The 20,408-nt window shown below is 71.9% G+C and carries 10 protein-coding genes and 2 pseudogenes; 3 read left to right on the forward strand and 9 right to left on the reverse strand.

Annotated elements, in window-relative coordinates:
* Positions 1-38: 38 nt before the first annotated feature.
* The 4 genes and pseudogenes from K1J60_RS39790 to K1J60_RS46400 all read right to left on the reverse strand — a co-directional run.
* Positions 39-194 (reverse strand): annotated as a pseudogene (locus K1J60_RS39790) (transposase); the annotation flags it as partial.
* A gap of 259 nt (positions 195-453) precedes the next feature.
* Positions 454-1,959: a tryptophan 7-halogenase gene (locus K1J60_RS39795; RefSeq protein WP_220650449.1), complete on the reverse strand. Its 1,506-nt coding sequence runs from the start codon at positions 1,957-1,959 to the stop codon at positions 454-456.
* Entirely contained in the window at positions 1,956-10,142 is an 8,187-nt protein-coding gene (locus K1J60_RS39800; RefSeq protein WP_220650450.1) for a type I polyketide synthase, read from the reverse strand. Before K1J60_RS39800 ends, K1J60_RS39795 begins: the two co-directional genes overlap by 4 nt.
* A 188-nt stretch (positions 10,143-10,330) precedes the next feature.
* Positions 10,331-10,940 (reverse strand): annotated as a pseudogene (locus K1J60_RS46400) (family 43 glycosylhydrolase); the annotation flags it as partial.
* Positions 10,941-11,111: 171 nt separating this feature from the next.
* Here K1J60_RS46400 and K1J60_RS46405 point away from each other — a divergent pair.
* Positions 11,112-11,384, forward strand: a complete 273-nt coding sequence (locus tag K1J60_RS46405) for a site-specific integrase (RefSeq protein ID WP_259408116.1) — start codon at positions 11,112-11,114, stop codon at positions 11,382-11,384.
* Positions 11,385-11,544: 160 nt separating this feature from the next.
* On the opposite strand, the gene exaC is transcribed toward K1J60_RS46405, so the two are convergent.
* The 5 genes from exaC to xylB all read right to left on the reverse strand — a co-directional run bounded on the left by exaC (position 11,545) and on the right by xylB (position 18,316).
* A complete protein-coding gene (exaC, locus tag K1J60_RS39810) occupies positions 11,545-13,068 on the reverse strand; it encodes an acetaldehyde dehydrogenase ExaC (protein WP_220650451.1) in 1,524 nt (507 codons plus the stop codon).
* Between the two features lie 245 nt (positions 13,069-13,313).
* Positions 13,314-14,591 (reverse strand): GAF domain-containing protein, encoded by a 1,278-nt coding sequence (locus K1J60_RS39815; RefSeq protein ID WP_220650452.1) that lies wholly within the window; start codon positions 14,589-14,591, stop codon positions 13,314-13,316.
* Positions 14,592-14,676: 85 nt separating this feature from the next.
* On the reverse strand, positions 14,677-15,276 hold the full coding sequence (locus tag K1J60_RS39820) for an N-acetylmuramoyl-L-alanine amidase (RefSeq protein ID WP_220650453.1): 600 nt from the start codon (positions 15,274-15,276) through the stop codon (positions 14,677-14,679).
* A gap of 270 nt (positions 15,277-15,546) precedes the next feature.
* On the reverse strand, positions 15,547-16,755 hold the full coding sequence (locus K1J60_RS39825; RefSeq protein ID WP_220650454.1) for an ROK family transcriptional regulator: 1,209 nt from the start codon (positions 16,753-16,755) through the stop codon (positions 15,547-15,549).
* Between the two features lie 115 nt (positions 16,756-16,870).
* Positions 16,871-18,316, reverse strand: a complete 1,446-nt coding sequence (gene xylB / locus K1J60_RS39830) for a xylulokinase (protein WP_220650455.1) — start codon at positions 18,314-18,316, stop codon at positions 16,871-16,873.
* Between the two features lie 145 nt (positions 18,317-18,461).
* Here xylB and xylA point away from each other — a divergent pair, with 145 nt between their 5' ends.
* On the forward strand, positions 18,462-19,628 hold the full coding sequence (xylA, locus tag K1J60_RS39835) for a xylose isomerase (RefSeq protein WP_033527929.1): 1,167 nt from the start codon (positions 18,462-18,464) through the stop codon (positions 19,626-19,628).
* Between the two features lie 486 nt (positions 19,629-20,114).
* Positions 20,115-20,402 carry a hypothetical protein gene (locus K1J60_RS39840; RefSeq protein WP_220650456.1) on the forward strand — a complete coding sequence of 96 codons (288 nt, stop codon included), beginning with the start codon at positions 20,115-20,117 and terminating at the stop codon, positions 20,400-20,402.
* Positions 20,403-20,408: the final 6 nt, after the last annotated feature.

Consider the following 20,408-nt stretch of genomic DNA (forward strand, 5'->3'; position numbering starts at 1 on the left):
CACGGCGCCGACAACCGCCCCGCTGGGACCACCCCAGCGGGGCGACCTGCGACCTGCCCGTCCCTGACCTTCACGTTCACACAGTCGATGAAGACGACCGGGTAGACGCTGTCCAGGGGACGGTTCTGCCGTTCCGTCATGCCGGCCATCACGCTGTCGGTGATCGTTGAGATCGTGGACTTGGAGATCTCCGCGTACCCGCGCCTCTACGCGAGCGATGCTCACAGCGCTTTCGTTCTTCTTCTGCGATGGAGCGCCATGAGACTGGACGCACACCCGTGAACGGAGTCCCCCAGCCCCAAGAACGCGCGAGGACGCTTCACGGAGTGGCTTGGCGGCGGAGCTATGGCCTGCGGGTGGGGACCAGTTGGGGACCCTGTCGGTCCCGACGGTGCTCGACGAAGGTCCCCCACAGGCGAGAGCCTGTGGGGGACCCTTTTGGCATGGGCAGGTTCATTCGGTCACCCACGTGAGTCCGTCCTCCGAGGCCATCAGGCCGCCGGGGTGCAGCGGGGTCTCCTTCTCCAGCGGGCCACCGAAGACACCCCGTTCCTGGAGGATCGTGCCCTCCTGGAAGACCTGGCGGATCGAGGCGGACTCGAAGAGCGGATTGCGCAGGCCGTCGGAGTCCGGGAGCCGGCCGACCGCGTGGTCGAGTTCCGAGGCGGTGACAGTCAGCCGGGTGCCCGCCTGTCCGGGCCCGGCGAGGGACGTGTCGCCGGAGGCCAGTCCGCCCACCAGTTCGACGAACGCCTCCATTTCCGTCGCGTCGACGTGGGTGACCTTGCGGGCCTTCCAGAAGTACGACCGTTCGTCCTGGTGCATGTCGTAGAAGGAGACCAGGAACTCGTGGAACAGGCCGTATTCGTGCCGGTAGCGTGCCTCGAACTCGTTGAAGAGGCGGTCCTCGTCGAGGGTTCCGGCCAGGCCGCTGTTGATGGAGCGGGCCGCGAGCAGGGCCCCGTACGTGGCGAGGTGCACTCCGGAGGACAGCACGGGGTCGACGAAGCACGCCGCGTCGCCGACCAGCACCATGCCGGGCCGCCACAGCTGTGACTTCCAGTACGACCAGTCCTTGCGGACCCGCACCTGGTCGTACGGCGCCTCGGTGGCCTGCGCCACCCCGTCGAGGAGGCCCCGGACCTCCGGGCAGGAGTCGATCAGCCCGCGCCAGGCCGTCACCGGGTCCCGCTGGATCGCGGCGGCGTTGTCCCGGCCGACCACCGCTCCGACGCTGGTGAGGTCGTCGCGGAGCGGGATGTACCAGAGCCAGCCCTCGTCGAAGGCGGCGCAGAAGATGTTGCCGTCGTTGGGCTTCGGGAGCCGCTTGCCGCCGGCGAAGTAGCCGAACACCGCGATGTTCCGGAAGAAGTCGGAGTACGTCCGCCTGCCGCCGACCTCGCCGTGGATCCGGCTGCCGTTGCCGGACGCGTCCACGACGTAACGGGCCCGGGCCTCACGGGTCTCCCCGGCGGGGCCCGTCCAGCCGACGCCCCTGACGCGCTCCTCGTCGCCGAGCACGCCCTTGACCCGGCAGCCCTCCCGAACGTCGACGCCGACCCGGCGGGCGTTGTCCAGCAGGATCGCGTCGAACCGGGACCGCTCGACCTGGTAGGCGAAGGAGGTCGGGTCGGCCAGCCGGGGGGACAGGGCGAAGGAGAACTGCCACGGGTCCGGGTTCCGGCCCCAGCGGAAGGTCCCGCCGCGCTTCGTCTTGAAGCCGGCCCGCGCGACCTCCTCCTCGACGCCCAGGATGCGGCACACCCCGTGCACGGTGGAGGGGAGCAGCGACTCGCCGATCTGGTACCGGGGAAACGTCTGCTGCTCCAGCAGGAGGACGCGGTGACCCCGCAGGGCGACGGCCGTGGCGGCGGTCGACCCGGCCGGGCCGCCGCCCACGACGATCACGTCGAACTCCTCGGTCTCCGCTGTCTTCCCAGTCTCGTGGTCGGGGTTCACCGCTCTCCTTCTGTTCCTGTGTTCGGCGCCGACGGGACGCCCGTACGGTTGAGGGAATCGATCCAGGTGCGGACGGCCGCCGCCGTGGTGGGGGTGTGTTCCCCCATGAGCGAGAAGTGGTCGCCGGGGACGTCGACCCGGGTGTGCGGCAGCGGCCAGGAGGTGCGCCACTCGTCCGGGGCCGCGCCCGCCGCCATCGCGGGCGTCGGCCGGGTGGCCCGGACCAGCAGGGTGGGGGCGGCGACCGGCTCCGGCTCCCAGTCCAGGAACATCCGGGTGTACGCGCCCAGCGCGGCCACCCCGGTGTCCTCGTCCCCCGTGAACTGGTTTCCGCCCAGACGCGGCGCGATCACGGCGGGCAGGGACAGCAGCCAGTCCTTGTCGCTGTTGCCGTCGTTGATGAGGTACGTGTCGAGCAGCACCTGTCCGACGGGCGGGCTGCCCATGGCTTCGAGCCGCCGGGTCACCGCATGGGCGACCGCGCCTCCGGTGCTCACGCCGACGATCACGAAGGGCCGGTCGCCGACGTGCTGTCGCACCGTCTCCGCGTGTGTCCGGGCGAGCGTGTCCCGGTCGGCCGGCACGGCACGGCCCGCCCCGATGCCGGGGTGCGGGAGTTCGAGGACGTCCAGTTCGCCCTGGAAGTGGGCGTGGAATGCGGCGAATTCACCTCCGGGGGCGGCGAAGGGCGGATGGAAGCCGTTGAGGAAGACGAGTACTGGCCCGGCCTGGGAACCGTCGGCGCGCCGCAGCGGGGCCAGGGCGTGCTCCCGGTCGGCGTCGGGGCCGAAGGTCGGCAGCGCCCAGGAAGCCGTGACCAGCATGTGCATCGCCGCGACCACCTGCCCGGCCTCGCAGACCCGCCGGTAGAGCGAGGAGAGCGTCTGCGCGGGCCGCTCCTCCTCCGTCTGCGCGGGCCGGTCCTGCGCGGGAGCGCGCTCCGGCTCCGGTGCGACGTCGGGCAGGTCGTCCAGCAGACCGAGTACGTGGCGGGCCAGCCCCTGGGCCGTCGGGTGCTCGAACACCACGGCGGCGGACAGCCTCAGCCGCAGGGCCATGCTCAGCCGGTTGCGGACCTGGACCGCCATCAGGGAGTCGAAGCCCAGCTCGGCGAAGGACCTGCCGGCCGGCAGCGCGTCGGCGTCCGGGTAGCCGAGAACCGTGGCCACGTCGGCACGCATCAACTCCGCGAGGGAGTCCTCCCGTCGGTCGGCGGGCAACCCGGCCAGCACCTTGCGCCAGGCGCCCGGCTCCCAGACCTGCTCCGCACCGGGCGAGGAGCCGTCACCGGCGCCCTCCCCGGTCCCGGCGGCCGGCCTGCGGGGCGGCACGAGTCCGCGCAGCGGCGGCGGCAGGAGCCCCTGGGCGGACCTGAGTGCCCTCCGGTCCAGCAGTACCGGCGCCAGCACGGGTTCGTCCGCGCGCAGCGCCGCGTCGAAGAGGGCCAGGCCCTGCTCCACGGAGAGCGCTCGGAGCACCTCACCGGCCGACCGGTGCGGGACCCCTGCGTTCCCATCGGCCTCATCGGCCTCATCGGCCGCACCGGCCATGCCGGCCCCGTGGTCCCACGGTCCCCAGGCCAAGGACACGGCGGGCAGCCCCAGTTGGGAACGGTGCCGGGCCAGGGCGTCCAGGAAGGCGTTCGCCGCCGCGTAGTTGCCCTGGCCGACGCGGCCCAGCAGGCCGGACACCGAGGAGAACAGGACGAACGCCGACAGGTCCAGGTCCCGGGTCAGCTCGTGCAGATGCCAGGCCGCGTCCACCTTCGGCCGCAGCACGGCCGCCATCCGCCCGGGGGTCAGCGCGGCGAGGACACCGTCGTCCAGCACCCCCGCCGCATGCACCACGGCGGTCAGCGCGGGCGAGCACTCCTTGATCACCTCGGCCAGCGCGGCACGGTCGGCCGCATCACAGGCCACGATCCGCACCTCGGCGCCCAACTCCTCCAGCATGACGCGCAGTTCCCCGGCATTCGGCGCCTGGGGCCCCTGCCGACCGGTGAGCAGCAGGTGCCGTACGCCATGGGCAGCCACGAGATGGCGGGCGACCTCCGCGCCGAGCGCGCCGGTACCGCCGGTGATCAGGACCGTGCCGTCGGGCCCGAAACTGTCGCCCCGGGTGGAGACTTCACCGGCGGCGACCAGACGCGGCACCGCCAAGTGCCCGTCGCGTACGCAGAGTTGACCCTCGTCGCCGGCCGCCGCAGCGGGGAGCAGCCGCAGTGATTCCGGCCGCCCGTCCACATCGACGAGAACGACACGTCCGGGCAGCTCCGTCTGTGCGGCACGCACCAGCCCCCACACGGCGGCCCCGGCCGGATCCGGCTCGGGTGCGGTCGCGTTCCGCGTCAGCACGACCAGACGGGAGCCCGCCGTCGATGGGTTGTCCTGCCAGTCCTGGAGGGTACGCAGCACCCTGCCGGTCAGCCGGTGTACGGCGGGGAGCGGATCGGCATCCGCCCACGGGCCGCCGTCGACGGCCGTGACGACGACGGTGTCCGGTTCGGGGGCGTCGGTTCCCACGAGGTCGGGGAGCGCCCCGCGCAGGTCCAGCTCGTCCGGGCCGACCAGCGCCCAGCGTCCGCCGGTCACGGGTCGCCGCTCGCCCTCCGGCTCCTCGACGCCGGTCCACTCGGGGCGCAGCAGGGCCCGGCGCACGGCGTCGGCCGTCGACTCGACCGGCTCGGCGGGGAGTTCACGCGTGGTCATGGAGTCCACGTGAGCCACCGGGCGTCCCGACGGGTCGGCCAGGGTGACCGTGACCGAGTCCGTCCCGCTCGGGGCGATCCGTACGCGTACCTCCGACGCACCCGTCGCGTACAGACGTACGCCGTTCCACGCGAACGGCACCCGGACCGTGCCGGAGCCGGGAGCCGAGCCCGTGAGCATCGGGGCGTGCAGGGCCGCGTCCAGCAGCGCCGGGTGGATCCCGAACCGGTCGGCGTGTTCCGACTCCGCCTCGGGCAGGCGGACGTCCGCGAACATCTCGTCGCCGCGCCGCCAGACCGCCCGCACGCCCCGGAACGCCGGGCCGTAGGAGAGGCCGACCTCCGCGAGGCTGTCGTACGCGTCGGCGAGGTCGACCTCGGTCGCGTCCCGCGGCGGCCACACCGCCGGTTCTGCCTCCGGCCGGGTGGTTTCCGTGGCGCGGAGGAGGCCTGTGGCGTGCCGGGTCCAGTCGGGCTCGGAGTCGTCCGTGGCGGGCCGGGCGTGGATGTCGACCGGGCGCCGGCCGGAGTCGTCCGCCGGGCCCACGACGACCTGTAGGTGAACGCCCGTGGCCGAGGGCAGGATCAGCGGGGCCAGGACCACGAGTTCGTCGAGCGTGCCGAAGCTGACCTCGTCACCCGCCCGTACGGCCAGCTCCACGAACCCCGTCGCGGGGACCAGGACCCGTCCGTCGATCACATGGTCGGCGAGCCACGGGTGAGCGGTGGTGGAGAGCAGGCCGGAGAACACCGTCCGGCCGGTGTCCGGCACGATGAACGCCGGTCCCAGCAGCGGGTGTTCGTGCGGGTCCGGGGCGGCGAGGGGAGTGCTCGGCGCGGCCAGCCAGTACCGCTGCCGTTGGAAGGCGTACGTCGGCAGATCCTCCAGGTGCCGTGCACCGCTGCCCGTGAACACGACGGGCCAGGCGACGGGCGTTCCGCGCACATGGAGGCGGGCCACGGCGGCCAGCAGGCTCTTCGGTTCGGGATCGCCACCACGGGTGGCGGCGGCGCACAAGGGGGCGGGGCCCTCGCCGTCCGGGCCGGTCAGACAGTCCTCGGCGGCGGCGGTCAGCGCCGCCCCCGGGCCGATCTCCAGGAACGCCGACACCCCGTTGTCCCCGAGCCATCGCACGGCGTCGGCGAAACGCACCGGCAGACGGGCGTGCCGCACCCAGTACTCCGGCGAACACAGTTCCCCGGCCTCGGCCGGGCGGCCCGACACGGCCGAGACGACCGGGATCCGCGGCGGCCGGAGCGTCAGCCCCTCGGCGACCCGGCGGAAGTCGTCGAGCATCGGTTCCACGAGTGGGGAGTGGAAGGCGTGAGCGACCCGCAGCCGAACGGTCCTGCGGCCTCGCGCCTCGAATCCGGCCGCCACGGCCAGCACCGCGTCCTCCGCTCCCGAAATCACCACCGCATCAGGTCCGTTGACAGAGGCGAGCGCCACCCGGCCGTCGAACGCGGGGAGTTCGGCGAGGATCTCCTCCTCCGTCGCATGCAGCGCCACCATCGCCCCGCCGCCCGGCAGGGCGTGCATCAACCGCCCCCGGGCCGCGACGAGTTCGGCCGCGTCGGCCAGGTCCAGCACTCCGGCGACATGGGCGGCCGCCAGTTCCCCCACGGAGTGCCCGGCCAGGAAGTCGGGTCGTATTCCCCAGGACTCCAACAGCCGGAACAGCGCCACCTCGAAGGCGAACAGACCGGCCTGGGTGAAGTCCGTACGGTCGAGCAGGGCGGCCTCCGGCGTGCCCGACCGCGCGGACAGCACCACGTCGAGAGGGTGCTCCAGGCGGCCGTCCAGTGCCCGGCAGACCCCCTCGAACGCCGAGTCGAAGGTGGGGAAGGCGTCGCGCAACTCCGCACCCATACGGCCACGTTGAGAGCCCTGACCGGTGAACAAGAAGGCCGTACGGACGCCGGGATCGGCGACGCCACGATCCGCTCCCCTCCCGTCGGCGAGCGCATCGAGGGCGGTCAGCATCCGCGCCCGGTCGTCGGCGGGAACCATCGCCCGGTGGGCGAGCGGGGACCTCGGCACGGCCAGGGAGACACCGACGTCGGTGGTCGACAGGTGGGGCCGGGACGTCAGGTGGGCGGCGAGACGTCGGGCCTGGGAGCGCAGGGCGGCCTCGTCGGCGCCGGACAGCAGCCAGGGCACCGGGACCTGGGTGGGGCCCGGTCCGGTGTCGGGTCGCTGAGGGGCCTCTTCCAGGATCACGTGGGCGTTGGTCCCGCTGATGCCGAACGCGGACACCCCGGCCCGGCGTGGCCGGGAGGCCGTCACCGGCCAGGGGTGGGACTCGGCCAGCAGTTCCACCCGGCCTGCCGACCAGTCGACGTGCGGGCTGGGTTCCTCCGCGTACAGCGAGCGCGGGAGCTGCTCGTGGCGCATGGCCTGCACCATCTTGATGACCCCGGCGACACCGGCGGCGGCCTGGGTGTGCCCCAGGTTGGACTTGACCGAGCCCAGCCACAGCGGCGGCCGGTCCCCGGCCCGCCCCTGTCCATAGGTGGCCAGCAGGGCGCTTGCCTCGACGGGGTCACCCAGCGTGGTGCCCGTACCGTGCGCCTCCACCACGTCCACGTCGTCGGCGCCGAGCCCGGCGTCAGTCAACGCCCTGGTGATCAGGCGCTGTTGGGCCTGGCCGTTCGGTGCCGTCAGGCCGTTGGACGCGCCGTCGGAGTTGACGGCGGAGCCGCGCAGCACGGCCAGGACGGGGTGGCCGTTGCGTCGGGCGTCGGACAACCGCTCCAGCAGCACGAGGCCCGCGCCCTCGCCCCAGGCGGTGCCGTCCGCCGAGGCCGAGAACGACTTGCAGCGGCCATCGGGCGACAGAGCGCGGTGTCGGCTGAAAGCCGCGAACGCCTTGGGAGTCGCCATCACGGTGACACCCCCGGCCAGGGCCAGGGAACACTCGCCGGAGCGTAGCGCCCGCGCCGCCCAGTGCAGGGCCACCAGCGAGGACGAGCACGCGGTGTCGAGCGTGATCGACGGCCCGCGCAGGCCGTACACGTAACTGATCCGGCCGGAGGCCACGCTGCCCGCCGAGCCCAGGGCCAGATGGGCCTCCAGCTCGTGCTTGTCCAGGCGCGTGGAGTAGTCGCCGTGCATCACGCCGACGAACACACCCGTGTCGCTGTCGCGCAGCGCCGCCTGGGAGATGCCCGCCCGCTCCCACACCTCCCACGAGGTCTCCAGCAGCAGCCGCTGCTGCGGGTCCATGGCCAGTGCCTCCCGCGGCGAGATCCCGAACAGGCCCGCGTCGAACTCGGCGGCCCGGTGCAGGAATCCGCCGCCGCGGGTGTACGACGTACCGACCCGGTCCGGGTCCGGGTCGTACAGGGCGGCCAGGTCCCAGCCCCGGTCGGTGGGGAAGCCCGAGACCGCGTCCCGGCCCTCCGCCACCAGGTCCCACAGATCCTCGGGGGAGTACACGTCCCCGGGGTAACGGCAGCCCATGGCGACGATCACCACAGGGTCGTCCGGTTCCGTCGCGGAGCCGAGGTGCGCCACAGGTACGGGCGCCGGGGTGAAGAGGATGTCGTGCACGTGCCGGGTCAGGGCGTCCGGCGTGGGATGGTCGAAGACCAGCGTCGACGGGAGCCGCAGCCCGGTCGCCTCGCCGAGCCGCTCGATCAGCGTGACGGCTCCCTCGGACGTCAGCCCGAGATCGGTGAACGGGCGGTCGGCGTCGAGCCGTTCATGTGGACCGTCGGCGTCGGGCCGCTCGTTCGATCCGTCGGCGTCGAGTCCTTCGTACGATCCGTCGCCGCACACCGCGGACGTCTGCGCGAGTACCGCCTCGCGCAGGGCGCGTTCCCTCCCCTCCGGCGGGAGAGCGAGCAGGCGTCGGCGCAGGGCACCGTCGGCCGCCGTCGGGGATGCGGGGTGAACCTCGGGTACCGGTCGGGCCAGGTCCGGCAGGACCGCGTGGCGGGTGATCTTGCCGGACGCCGTACGCGGGACGGCCGCGATCTCGTGGATCTCGATGGGCAGCTTGTACGCGGCCAGCCGCTTCCGGCACGCGGCCAGTATCCGCCGAGGGTCGAACCCGTCCGGTCCCGGAACGACGTACGCCACCGGGACCTCGCCGAGGACGTCGTGCGGCCTGCCCACCACCACCGCGTCCCGCACGCCGGGACAGTGCAGCAGGGCCTGCTCGATCTCGGTGGGGTGGATGTTCTCCCCGCCCCGGATGATCAGCTCGCTGACCCGGCCGGTGAGGACGAGATGCCCGTGCGCGACGCGTCGCCCCAGGTCACCGGTGCGGTACCAGCCGTCACGCAGCGCGGCCGCCGTCGCCTCGGGCTGATGGTGGTAGCCGCTCATCAGGCTCGGCCCACGCGCCCAGATCTCGCCCTCGTCGCCGTCCGCGACATCGTTGCCGGAGCCCGGATCGACCAGCCGTACGTCCATCCCCGGGACCGGCGGCCCACAGGAACCGTCGACCCTCGGCCCGTCCGGCCGGTTCACCGCGATCATCCCGCAGGTCTCGGTACTGCCGTACGCGTCGAGCAGCGGCGCCCCCAGCAGGTCCTCCACCGCACGTCGCAGGGCCGGCGCGCTCGGGGCGCCCGCCACGACACACGTCCGCAGAGCGGGTACGGGCGAGGTGTCCTCGGCCGCCGCCACCAGCTGGTGGTACACGGCGGGCACCCCGGCCAGGACGGTGTAGGAGCCGCCCAGGGATGCGCGAGGCGTGCGCAGCTCCCTCAACAGGCCGCCAGGAGACAGTAGTTCGCCGGTGATGCGCGCGCTCGCGCCGACCGCGGTGACCCCCAGGATCGCCAGCGAGTGCCCGAAGCTGTGGAACAGCGGGAGCGGCCAGAGCAGCCGGTCCTCGGGGGAGAGCCCGAAGATCGGCGTGTAGCAGGCCGCCACCGACCACAGGGCCGCACGCTGCGTGGACAGCACGCCCTTGGGTCGATGGGTGGTGCCGGAGGTGTAGAGCATCCAGGCCGGCTCGTCGAGCCCGAGATCGTCGCGGGGCGGCACTGCGGGCTCCGCCTCGGCCGCCTCCTCGAAGAGGACCGTGCCGTCGGGGGCGTCCGACGGCACGGGATCCGCGCCGGTGAGCAGGACGCGCGTACGGTCGTGCAGGCCCCCCGCGCGGTTCAGGCGGGCCAGGTGCGCGCGGTCGGTGACGACGACCGAGGCCCCGCTGTCCTCAAGGAAATGGGCCAGTTCGGCGTCCGAGGACCGGGGGTTGAGAGGCACGCCGACCGCACCCGCCCGGACACCGGCGAGGACGCTCTCCACCGTCTCCACACGGTTGCCCAGCAGGATCGCGACCCGGTCCCCGCGCCGCACACCCGCCCCCGCGAGATACACGGCCAGCCGACCTGTGCGCCGCTCCAACTCCGCGTAGGTGACGTCCCGTTCGTCGTCGGCGTACGCCACCCGCGACGGTGACCTCTCGGCGTGCGCCTTCAACAGTTCGGGCAGCGGCCGGATCAGCTCGTCGCGCGTCATGTACCCGCCCCTCCGGCCCGTGGCGCAGCGCGGACCGTTGTCAATACCCTTGCAGAGCAACGGTATTGATCGTAAAGGCAGGTCGGCCGGTGATCGAATGTGTCGACGACCGGCGTCGCGTCGCGCCTGTGCGATATATCTTGTCCGTCCGTCCGCAGTGCAGTGCAGTGCAGTGCAGCGCGGCGTCGGCCGCCGCCGTCCAGGTCCGCGCGTCGGCGCAGCACCCGTAGCTCCTGGCCGGCGAGCTCCATCTCGTACAGCTTGCCCCGCGCGTTCTCGAAGGGGCGGTGGAGGATCATCATCAGCCGGCCGTCGAGTGTGGAAGAGCATGCCGTGACCGCTGTCCTCGCGGACCAGCGGCCGGTGCTGCTGCCACGGCCCCTCGATGCCGCCCGACTTCGAGGTGGTCCCGTCCTTGCCGGCCACGTTCTTCTCGTACGTCGACCACGGCATGAGCAGGGAGCCGTCGGGGATCTCCTCGGTGATCCAGGACGCGTCCGAGGCCGTGAAGAGAAGACCGGGTCTCCGATCGTGCGGGACAGGTCCGGGGTCAGGCGGATCGCTTCCATCGTTCCGTCGATGGTCTGCAGCCACTCGTGTGCGTACACCATCCACGGCTGCCCGGACGGGTCGACGTAGAACGTCCCGTCGAGGGTCATGAGGTTCGCGGGCGGGGTGGGGCATGCGGGGTCGACAGCCGTGAACGGGCCCAGCAGCGATGAGGTCACGGCCGTGATCGTGCCGCGCATGTAGGACGGGACCCTGGAACGGTGTGCCCCACTGGTTGGGCGGAGGCAAGAGCGTGAAACGAAAGAAGGCTGCAGCCAAGGCCGCGAGGCCGGTGCCGATCCCTCCCGTACTCGTCCGTATGTTGCGTGATCGCATACGAATCTTTGTCGTCGCACCCGACGGACGTCTGTTCCGCAACGCTGCGGGGAACTACACCGATGCCTCGGCGTACGGCATCGCATGGGCGCGAGCGCGGAGGCCACTCTCACCCTTGACGAGCACGCCCTTGAGCTGGCGAAGCGCCCCTACGACCTGCGCCATGCGGGCATCTCGTTCTGGCTGTCGTCCGGAGTCGACCCGTCGGAGTGCGCACGCCGCGCAGGGCAGGGCATCCGGGTTCTCTTCCGCTACTACGCCAGGTTCCTGGCCGAAACGCGGAACCATGCCAACCGGTTGATCGAGGAGTCCATGCAGTGGTGGGCTGCGCCGATGGGCGACACGGATAGCCCCTGAGCTGGACTGGCCCGGATACGCCCCGGAACTGCTGGTCGGAACTGGGATACGGGCGGGGGATATCAGGAGTAAGGGTGCATTTTCGGCCCGCCACCTAGTTGTGACTCCCGAAGGGCGCCTGACGGGTATTTTCCCTGGTCAGGCGCCCTTCCTTGTGTCGCTAGAAGAAGCCCAGCTTCTTCGGCGAATACGACACGAGAAGATTCTTCGTCTGCTGGTAGTGGTCCAGCATCATCTTGTGGGTTTCGCGGCCGATGCCGGAACCCTTGTAGCCGCCGAACGCGGCGTGCGCCGGATATGCGTGGTAGCAGTTCGTCCAGACGCGGCCCGCCTGGATGGAACGGCCCGCGCGATAGGCCGTGTTGGTGTCGCGTGTCCAGACACCCGCGCCCAGGCCGTACAGCGTCTCGTTGGCGATCTTGATGGCATCGTCGAAGTCGTTGAACGAGGTCACGGAGACGACCGGACCGAAGATCTCCTCCTGGAAGACCCGCATACGGTTGTCACCCTCGAAGATCGTCGGCTGGACGTAGTAGCCGCCCTTCAACTCGCCGTCGTGCTCGATGCGTTCTCCGCCGGTCAGGACCTTCGCGCCCTCCTGCCGACCGATGTCCAAATAGGAGAGGATCTTCTCCAACTGGTCGTTGGAGGCCTGGGCGCCGATCATGGTGTCGGTGTCCAGCGGGTGCCCGGTCTTGATCTGCTCGGTGCGGGCGACGGCCGCCTCCATGAACTCGGCATAGTTGCCGCGCTGCACCAGCGCCCGCGACGGACACGTGCACACCTCGCCCTGGTTGAGCGCGAACATCGTGAAACCTTCGAGGGCCTTGTCACGGAAATCGTCGTTCGCCGACCACACGTCGTCGAAGAAGATGTTCGGCGATTTGCCGCCGAGCTCGAGCGTCACCGGTGTGATGTTCTCGGAGGCGTACTGCATGATCAGTCGCCCCGTCGTCGTCTCGCCCGTGAACGCCACCTTCGCCACCCGCGGACTCGACGCCAGCGGCTTGCCCGCCTCCACCCCGAACCCGTTCACGATGTTCACCACACCCGGCGGCAGCAGATCCGCCACCAGGCTCATCCAGACGTGGATGGACGCCGGGGTCTGCTCGGCCGGCTTGAGCACGACCGCGTTGCCCGCCGCCAGCGCGGGCGCCAGCTTCCAGGTCGCCATGAGGATCGGGAAGTTCCACGGGATGATCTGGGCGACCACACCCAGCGGCTCGTGGAAGTGGTACGCCACCGTGTCCTCGTCGAGCTCCGCCAGCGAACCCTCCTGCGCGCGGACCGCTCCCGCGAAATACCGGAAGTGGTCGATGGCCAGCGGGATGTCGGCGGCCAGCGTCTCGCGCACCGGCTTGCCGTTCTCCCAGCTCTCCGCCACCGCCAACTGCTCCAGATTCGCCTCCATACGGTCGGCGATCTTCCGCAGGACGTCAGAACGCTCGGTCACGGACGTGCGCCCCCAGCCGGGCGCGGCTGCGTGCGCCGCGTCCAACGCGCGCTCCACATCCTCGCTCGTACCTCGCGCGATCTCCGTGAACGGCAGACCGTTCACCGGACTCGGGTTCTCGAAGTACTGCCCGCGCGCCGGCGGCACGTACTCACCCCCGATGAAGTGGTCGTAACGCGCCTCGTAGGAGACGACCGCGCCATCCGTACCGGGCGCTGCGAAACGGGTCATGAATACCTGCCTCCCGAGAAGCGCTGCCCGCCGTTGGGCAGCTCTCGCGAGGAGGCTAGAAACCGGAATGTTGCAACGACGTTGCGCCCCCGCCCCGCCCCGCCCCGCCCGGCCCCGCCCCGCCCCGCCCCCGCTCCAGCCGAAGACCGTGGGACGCCGCAGCACCAGGCAACCACGCCAGTCAGCCAGTCAGCCAGTCAGCCAGTCAGCCAGCCGGCCCGTCAGCCCGATGGCATCCCTCACGGTCACCGGGCCCGAGGGCGCCCCCATACCGGTGGCGCCGACAGTTCCGACTCCAGCTCGCGCAGCCGGGACCGTACGGCCGGAGTGGGGCGCACGGCTGCCAGCGCCCGCCACACTTCCAGGTCGTCCTCACCCCATGGGGCGTGCGCCCAGTCCGCCAGGAGGTCGGGATCGTGTACGGCTATCAGCGCCGACCGCAGGCCGTCGGCGAGTCTGCGCCGCAGCCGTGCGACGGCCGGCGCCTGTGAGCCCGGCAGCAGCGGGCCCGCGTACGCCGACGCGGCCGCCGTCACCGCACCCGTCTCCAGTCTCCGTTCCACCACCGCCACGTCGGACTCGACGGGAACCAACAGCCGATACGGCCGTGACCCCAGCAGCCCTGACCCGAGGAGACGGCGCAGCCGCGCCAGTTCGGCCCGCAACGTCACCGGCGTCACCGACTCGTCCTCGTACAGCGCGCAGAGCAGCTCGTCGCCGGACAGTCCCTCCGGGTGACGGGCGAGCAGCACCAGGATCTCGCTGTGCCGACGGCTGAGCCTGATCTTCCGCCCACGGGCCAGGAGTCGGGCCTCGTCCCGACCCAGGGCCGCCAGTTCGAGCGCGTTCGTCGAGGCCCCGGGCGGAGTGAGCAGGGCGAGCTGGGACTCGGCCGCCCTGGCGACCGCCTGGACGAAGCCGAGGCTGTGCGGATGAGCCAGGCCGTCACCGCCGGTGATGTCGACCGCACCGAGCACCCGCCCGGTGCGTGGATCGTGCACCGGCGCCGCCGCGCACGTCCACGGCTGCACCCGCCGTATGAAGTGCTCGGCCGCGAACACCTGCACGGGCCGGTCCACGGCGACCGCGGTGCCCGGAGCGTTCGTGCCGACCGCGGACTCCGCCCACCGCGCACCGGGGACGAAGTTCATCCGGTCGGCCCGCCGTCTGGTCGCCGCGTCCCCCTCCACCCACAGCAGTCTGCCCTGCGCGTCACAGACGGCCAGCAGATGTTCGCCGTCCGACGCGAACGTGCCCAGCAACTCGCGCACCAACGGCATCACCCGGGCCAGCGGATGCTCCGCGCGGTAGGAACCGAGGTCGCCGTCCGTCAGTTCCACCCGAGCGGTGCCCTCCGGTCCCACACCCGCCTTCGCCGAACGCCGCCACGAGTCCGCCACCACGGAACGCACCGGTCGTCCCACTGTGCCCCGCTGTGTGAACGCCTCATGCGCGCGACGCAGCACCCGTCCCCGCTCGACGGGGTCGGCTCCCGGCTCCAGAGCCACCCAAGGATCGGTCAACTCGGCCTCCCGGACATGCGCTCACGGCTGGAACCCATCGTCACCGCCGGACCCACACCCAGACAAGCCGCGCGCTCCGTCGACGTCAGGCGGCGTCGACCAGGCGTATGTAGCGGTCCCAGTCCCAGTGCGGCCCCGGATCGGTGTGGTCGGTGCCCGGTACCTCGTAGTGGCCGATGATGTGCGCGCGGTTCTTGGGGATGCCGTGCCTGTCGCAGATCGCCGCTGTGAGCGCCGCGGACTGCTCGTACATGGCGGTGGTGAAGTACTCGGGACGGTCGATCCAGCCCTCGTGCTCGATGCCTATGCTTCGTGCGTTGTAGTCCCAGTTGCCGGCGTGCCAGGCGATGTCGCGTTCGCGGACGCACTGTGTGACGCTCCCGTCGGCCGACCGGAGCAGGTAGTGCGCGGAGACCTGTTTCGCCGGGTTCCAGAAGACGGGCAGGGTGTTCTTGTACGTGGTCTGCGTGACGTGGATGATCACCAGGTCGATGGGTTGACCGGCCGGACGGTCGGCCGCGGTGTAGTTGGCCGGGCTCGCGGGTTCCCATCGGGCGGGTGTGTGGTCGAGGGGCGGCGACTGGGCGCCGGCCCGGGGGCTCGGGAGCAACGCGTAGGGGATCGCGGCGAGGGCGGTGCCCTGCAGCAGCCGCCGTCTGCTCGGCAACGGCCTGGCTCGCTCCATGTGGCTCTGCCTTTCCGGTCGGTAGGGGGACATGTGCTGGTCGGTTCGCACCCGTGAGCGAAGACGCATCCGCAGGTCGAATGGCTGCGCCTCACGTGGATCACGGTACGGCGATTGCCGGCCGGGCTGTCCGAGCGTGTGGATAACGGTGGAAAACCGGCTAGTTGTGGATAACTTCGTCACCCGGCAGGGGGAACGCGTGGCTGCGGAGTCCAGTCCAGGGCTGCGTCGGCCTGCGCGTCGGCGCAGCCCGTGACCGCTTCCGCAGCGCTACGGCCGCACCCCGACCGTCGCCGGATCGTCCAGCACACCACGCACCACCGAGTGGGCCGCACCCAGCAGCGGCCCCTCGGGGCCGAGCCGGGACACGGTCACGGAACACGCCGGACCGGCCGTCCGTCGCGCCAACTCACGCTCCAGCGAGGGCAGCAGCCAGGGCGCGAGGGCGGCCAGGGCGCCGCCCAGCACGACGGTCTGCGGGTCCAGCAGATTCACCGCGCCGGTCAGCGCCACACCGAGCGCGGAGCCGGCGCCCCGCAGGGCCCGGTGCACATCCTTGTCGCCGGCGGCGGCCCGCTCGGCGAGGAACTCGACACGGTGTTCGCCCGGTTCCAGTCCGGCCGCCCGAAGTACGGCTTCCTCACCGGCGTACTGCTCCAGGCAGCCCCGTCCACCGCACGCGCAGTCCGGTCCTTCCGGCCGGACGGGAACATGCCCCAACTCGCCCGCGAATCCGCGTGTTCCGCGGAGCAGCCGACCGTCCACGACGACCGCGCCGCCGATGCCGATCTCTGCGGAGACGTGCAGAAAGTCGAGCGGTGTGCCGTCACCGAGCCAGAGTTCCGCGAGACCGCCGAAGTTGGCCTCGTTGTCCACGGTCACCGGCAGACCGGCGGGCAGCAGGGCGCCCAGATCCGTGTCGTGCCAGTCGAGGTTGGGTGCACGGACCACCGTGCGGGCGTCGCTCGCCACCAGCCCGGGCACGGCGACCGCGAGCCCAACGGGCCACAGACCCTCGCCCTCCGCCTCGGCGACCACCCCTCGCACCAGCTGGGTCAGGTCCTCGATGACCGGCTCCGGCGCCCGGCCGCGGTTCGTGCCGAGCCGCACCGCCCGAGCCCGTACCTCGCCCCGCAGATCCACGGCGCAGACCGCGAGATGGTCGACACCGATCTCCGCGCCGATACCTGTGGGGCCGCGTCCGCTGAGGGCGAGCGCCGAGCCGGGCCGTCCGACCCGTCCCGGACGCTCGGGGCCCAGTTCCTCCAGGAGCCCCGCACGGATCAGCTCGTCCACCAGCGTCGACACGGCGGCCCGGGTCAGTCCGATGTGAGAGGCGACGGCGGCCCGGGACAGCGGCCCCTCGGCGTTGACGGTGTGCATGACGCGGGAGAGATTGCGGCGCCGCATGCCCTGCTGGTTGTCGGGCAGGCGGCGGCCGGAGCCGCTTGGTCGGGTTTCGTGCAGTGGTGCGGTCATGCCTCCCTCGGCTCCCGTCGGTGCGTCCCGGTGGGTGTCCCCGTGCGTTTTCCTGTCCGTGCTCTGTAGATCATGCCGGAATCAGATTTTCCCACTCGGGACACCCCCTCGCCGGTCAGTCGCTGTCCGGTCCGTGATCCAGCAGCGGTGCCGCGTCGGACAGCACCCGGGAGATCCTGGTGAGCGTCTCCTCGTCCCGCTCCACCGCCTCCAGCACCGGCCCCCGGGTGGTGTCCCAGCGGCGGGCCACCGCGGCCGGGTCCTCGCCGGTGAGCAGCCCGGCGGCCTGTGCGGCGGCCCCCAGCGCGACCAGTTCCCTGGCCTCGGGGACCTGCACGGCACGCCCGGAGAGGCGGCGCACGGTCTGTTGCCAGGCAGTGCCCCGCGCGCCCCCGCCGATGAGCAGCAGCGGTACGGAGGTGTCCGCGTCGGAGTCGAGCACCAGGTCCAGTGCGCCGAGCAGAGAGTGGACGGCGCCGTCGTACGCGGCCTGCAGCAGTTGTCCGCCGGTCGTGTCGTGGCGCAGCCCGTGCAGCAGACCCGAGGCGTGCGGCAGGGCCGGGGTGCGCTCGCCGTCCAGGTAGGGAAGGAGGGTGACGTCCGTGCCGGGCTCCACGGACTCGCGGTCGAGGCCCAGCAGGGCGGCCACCCGGTCGACTGCCTGGGTGCAGTTCAGGGTGCAGGCCAGCGGCAGCCAGTCCCCGTGCGCGTCGGCGAAGCCCGCCACCGTGCCGGTCGGATCCGCCGGGCGGTGCCTGGAGACCGCGTACACCGTGCCCGAGGTGCCCAGGCTCAGCACCGGGGTGCCGGGGCGCAGCCCGAGCCCCAGCGCGGCGGCCGCGTTGTCGCCCGTACCGGCGGCGACCAGGGTCCCCTTGGCGAACGGCAGCTCGTGGGCGTCCCGTACGGTCCCGGCGACCTCGCCCGGCCGGACGACACGGGGCAGCAGCGCCGGGTCCAGCCCGACATGGGCGAGCACCTCGGCGTCGTACGCCTCCGTCGCCGAAGCCCACCAGCCCGTGCCGGAGGCGTCGCCGCGATCGGTCGTGCCCTGGCCCGTGAGACGCTCGGTGAGGTAGTCGTGCGGCAGGCGCACGGCGGTGGTCGCACGGACGGCCTCGGGCTCGTGCTCGGCCAGCCAGGCCCACTTCGTCACGGTGAAGGAGGGCCCCGGCACGCTGCCGGCGCGCTCCGCCCAGGCCTTCGCTCCGCCCAGTTCCTCGACCAGCCGGGCCGCCTGCGGCGCCGAGCGCACGTCGTTCCACAGCAGCGCCGGCCGCACCGGCTCGCCCTGGGCGTCGAGGGTGACGAGGCCGTGCTGCTGACCGCCGATCGACACCGCCGAGGCCTCGCGCGCAGCCTCCCCGCACTGGCGCAGCGCCTCGCACAGCGCGTCCCACCACTGGCGGGGGTCACTCTCCCGACCGGCCCCGGAGGACACGGTGTGCGGCGCCTGCCCGCTCGCCACGACCCGACCGGTCGACGCGTCGACGACCAGGGCCTTGGTGGACTGTGTGGACGAGTCCACACCGACGACGAGCGGACCCTCGGCAGCTGACATCGGGCTCTCCTTCTCACGCGGCTCGTGACTGCCGCTGACGCGGCTGACGCCTCCGTCCGGCGACATCTTGTCTTCCCAGAGACGCGTCCGCATACTAATTTGTAAATCGCCATGACGAAATAGTCGGAGCGCAAGGAGCCGCGGCATGAACTACCAACCCACCCCCGACGACAGGTTCACCTTCGGCCTGTGGACCGTCGGCTGGCAGGGAAGGGACCCGTTCGGCGACGCCACCCGGCGCGCCCTCGACCCGGTCGAGACGGTGCAGCGCCTGGCGGAGCTCGGCGCCTACGGTGTGACCTTCCACGACGACGACCTGATCCCCTTCGGGTCCTCGGACAGCGAGCGCGAGGAGCACATCAAGCGCTTCCGCGCGGCTCTGGACACGACCGGTATGACCGTGCCCATGGCCACCACCAACCTCTTCACGCACCCCGTCTTCAAGGACGGCGCGTTCACCGCCAACGACCGCGACGTCCGCCGGTACGCGCTGCGCAAGACGATCCGCAACATCGACCTGGCGGTCGAGCTCGGCGCCAAGATCTACGTCGCCTGGGGTGGCCGCGAGGGCGCCGAGTCCGGTGCCGCCAAGGACGTCCGGGACGCGCTCGACCGCATGAAGGAGGCGTTCGACCTTCTCGGCGAATACGTCACCTCCCAGGGCTACGATCTGAAGTTCGCGATCGAGCCCAAGCCGAACGAGCCGCGCGGCGACATCCTGCTCCCCACGGTCGGCCACGCCCTGGCCTTCATCGAGCGCCTGGAGCGCCCGGAGCTGTACGGCGTGAACCCCGAGGTCGGCCACGAGCAGATGGCCGGGCTGAACTTCCCGCACGGCATCGCGCAGGCCCTCTGGGCGGGCAAGCTCTTCCATATCGACCTCAACGGCCAGTCCGGCATCAAGTACGACCAGGACCTCCGCTTCGGCGCGGGCGACCTGCGCTCCGCCTTCTGGCTGGTCGACCTGCTGGAGAGCGCCGGTTACGCGGGGCCGAAGCACTTCGACTTCAAGCCGCCGCGCACCGAGGACTTCGACGGTGTGTGGGCGTCGGCCGCAGGCTGCATGCGCAACTACCTCATCCTCAAGGAGCGCGCGGCCGCCTTCCGTGCGGACCCGGCGGTCCAGGAGGCACTGCGTGCCGCGCGGCTGGACCAGCTGGCCCAGCCCACGGCCGCCGACGGCCTGCAGGCGCTGCTCGCGGACCGGACGGCATTCGAGGAGTTCGACGCCGAGGCCGCCGCCGCTCGCGGCATGGCCTTCGAACAGCTCGACCAGCTGGCGATGGACCACCTGCTGGGTGCGCGCGGCTGATCACGCGCGCGTGGGGGCCCTGTGCGCCGAAGCCGCAGCTCCAGCCGCAAGGCGGCTCAAGCTCAGGGGCAAGCCGAGGCCGAGGCGGTGAGGGCCCCTCTTTCCGCCGGTGACGGTCAAGGTCGACTCCGACGCCCCACCTGGTCGGTTTCCGTGCGCAATTCTCCGGAATCGTGCGATCCACGGTGTGAGCCCCTATCAACTTCAGTACAGGGCTCGCGCCTTGGCCCGTTCGCGGGGATTCTGGACGGTATGGGCATGCCGCCGCCACCGTCCCAGCCGCCCCGACCGCCGGACGGCACATCGCCGTCGAACGGTGGCGGGTTCGGGCCCCCTCCAGGGGGCTTCGGTCCGCCTCCGGGTGATCCGACCGGAGGAGGCGGTGGTTGGCGGCCCCCGGGTCAGGGCGGGGGCCGCCGGCCACCCGATCCGCCCGGTGGACCCACTCCCGACGGGCGTCGCAGGCTCGCGCTCATCGCACTGGCCGTGCTCGTCACCCTCGGTGCCGTCCTCGCCGTGGCGCTGGTGGCCGGCCGGGGTGCGGGGTCGCCGGACGAGAAGCCGTCGAGCGGGACCGGTGGCGGTGCGGGTTCTTCGCCGACCCCGTCGCTGAGCCTTCCCTCGGGGCTGCCCAGCGACCTTCCGACGCTGCCCTCCGGGTTCCCCAGCGATCTGCCCAGTGGGTTCCCCAGCAATCTGCCCAGCGGATTCCCGACCGGGTTGCCCGGCGACCTGGACTCACTCTTCCCGGACCCGGTCGGCCACACCAGGTGACGGAAC

The organism is Streptomyces akebiae, assembly GCF_019599145.1.
Taxonomy (GTDB): Bacteria; Actinomycetota; Actinomycetes; order Streptomycetales; family Streptomycetaceae; genus Streptomyces; species Streptomyces akebiae.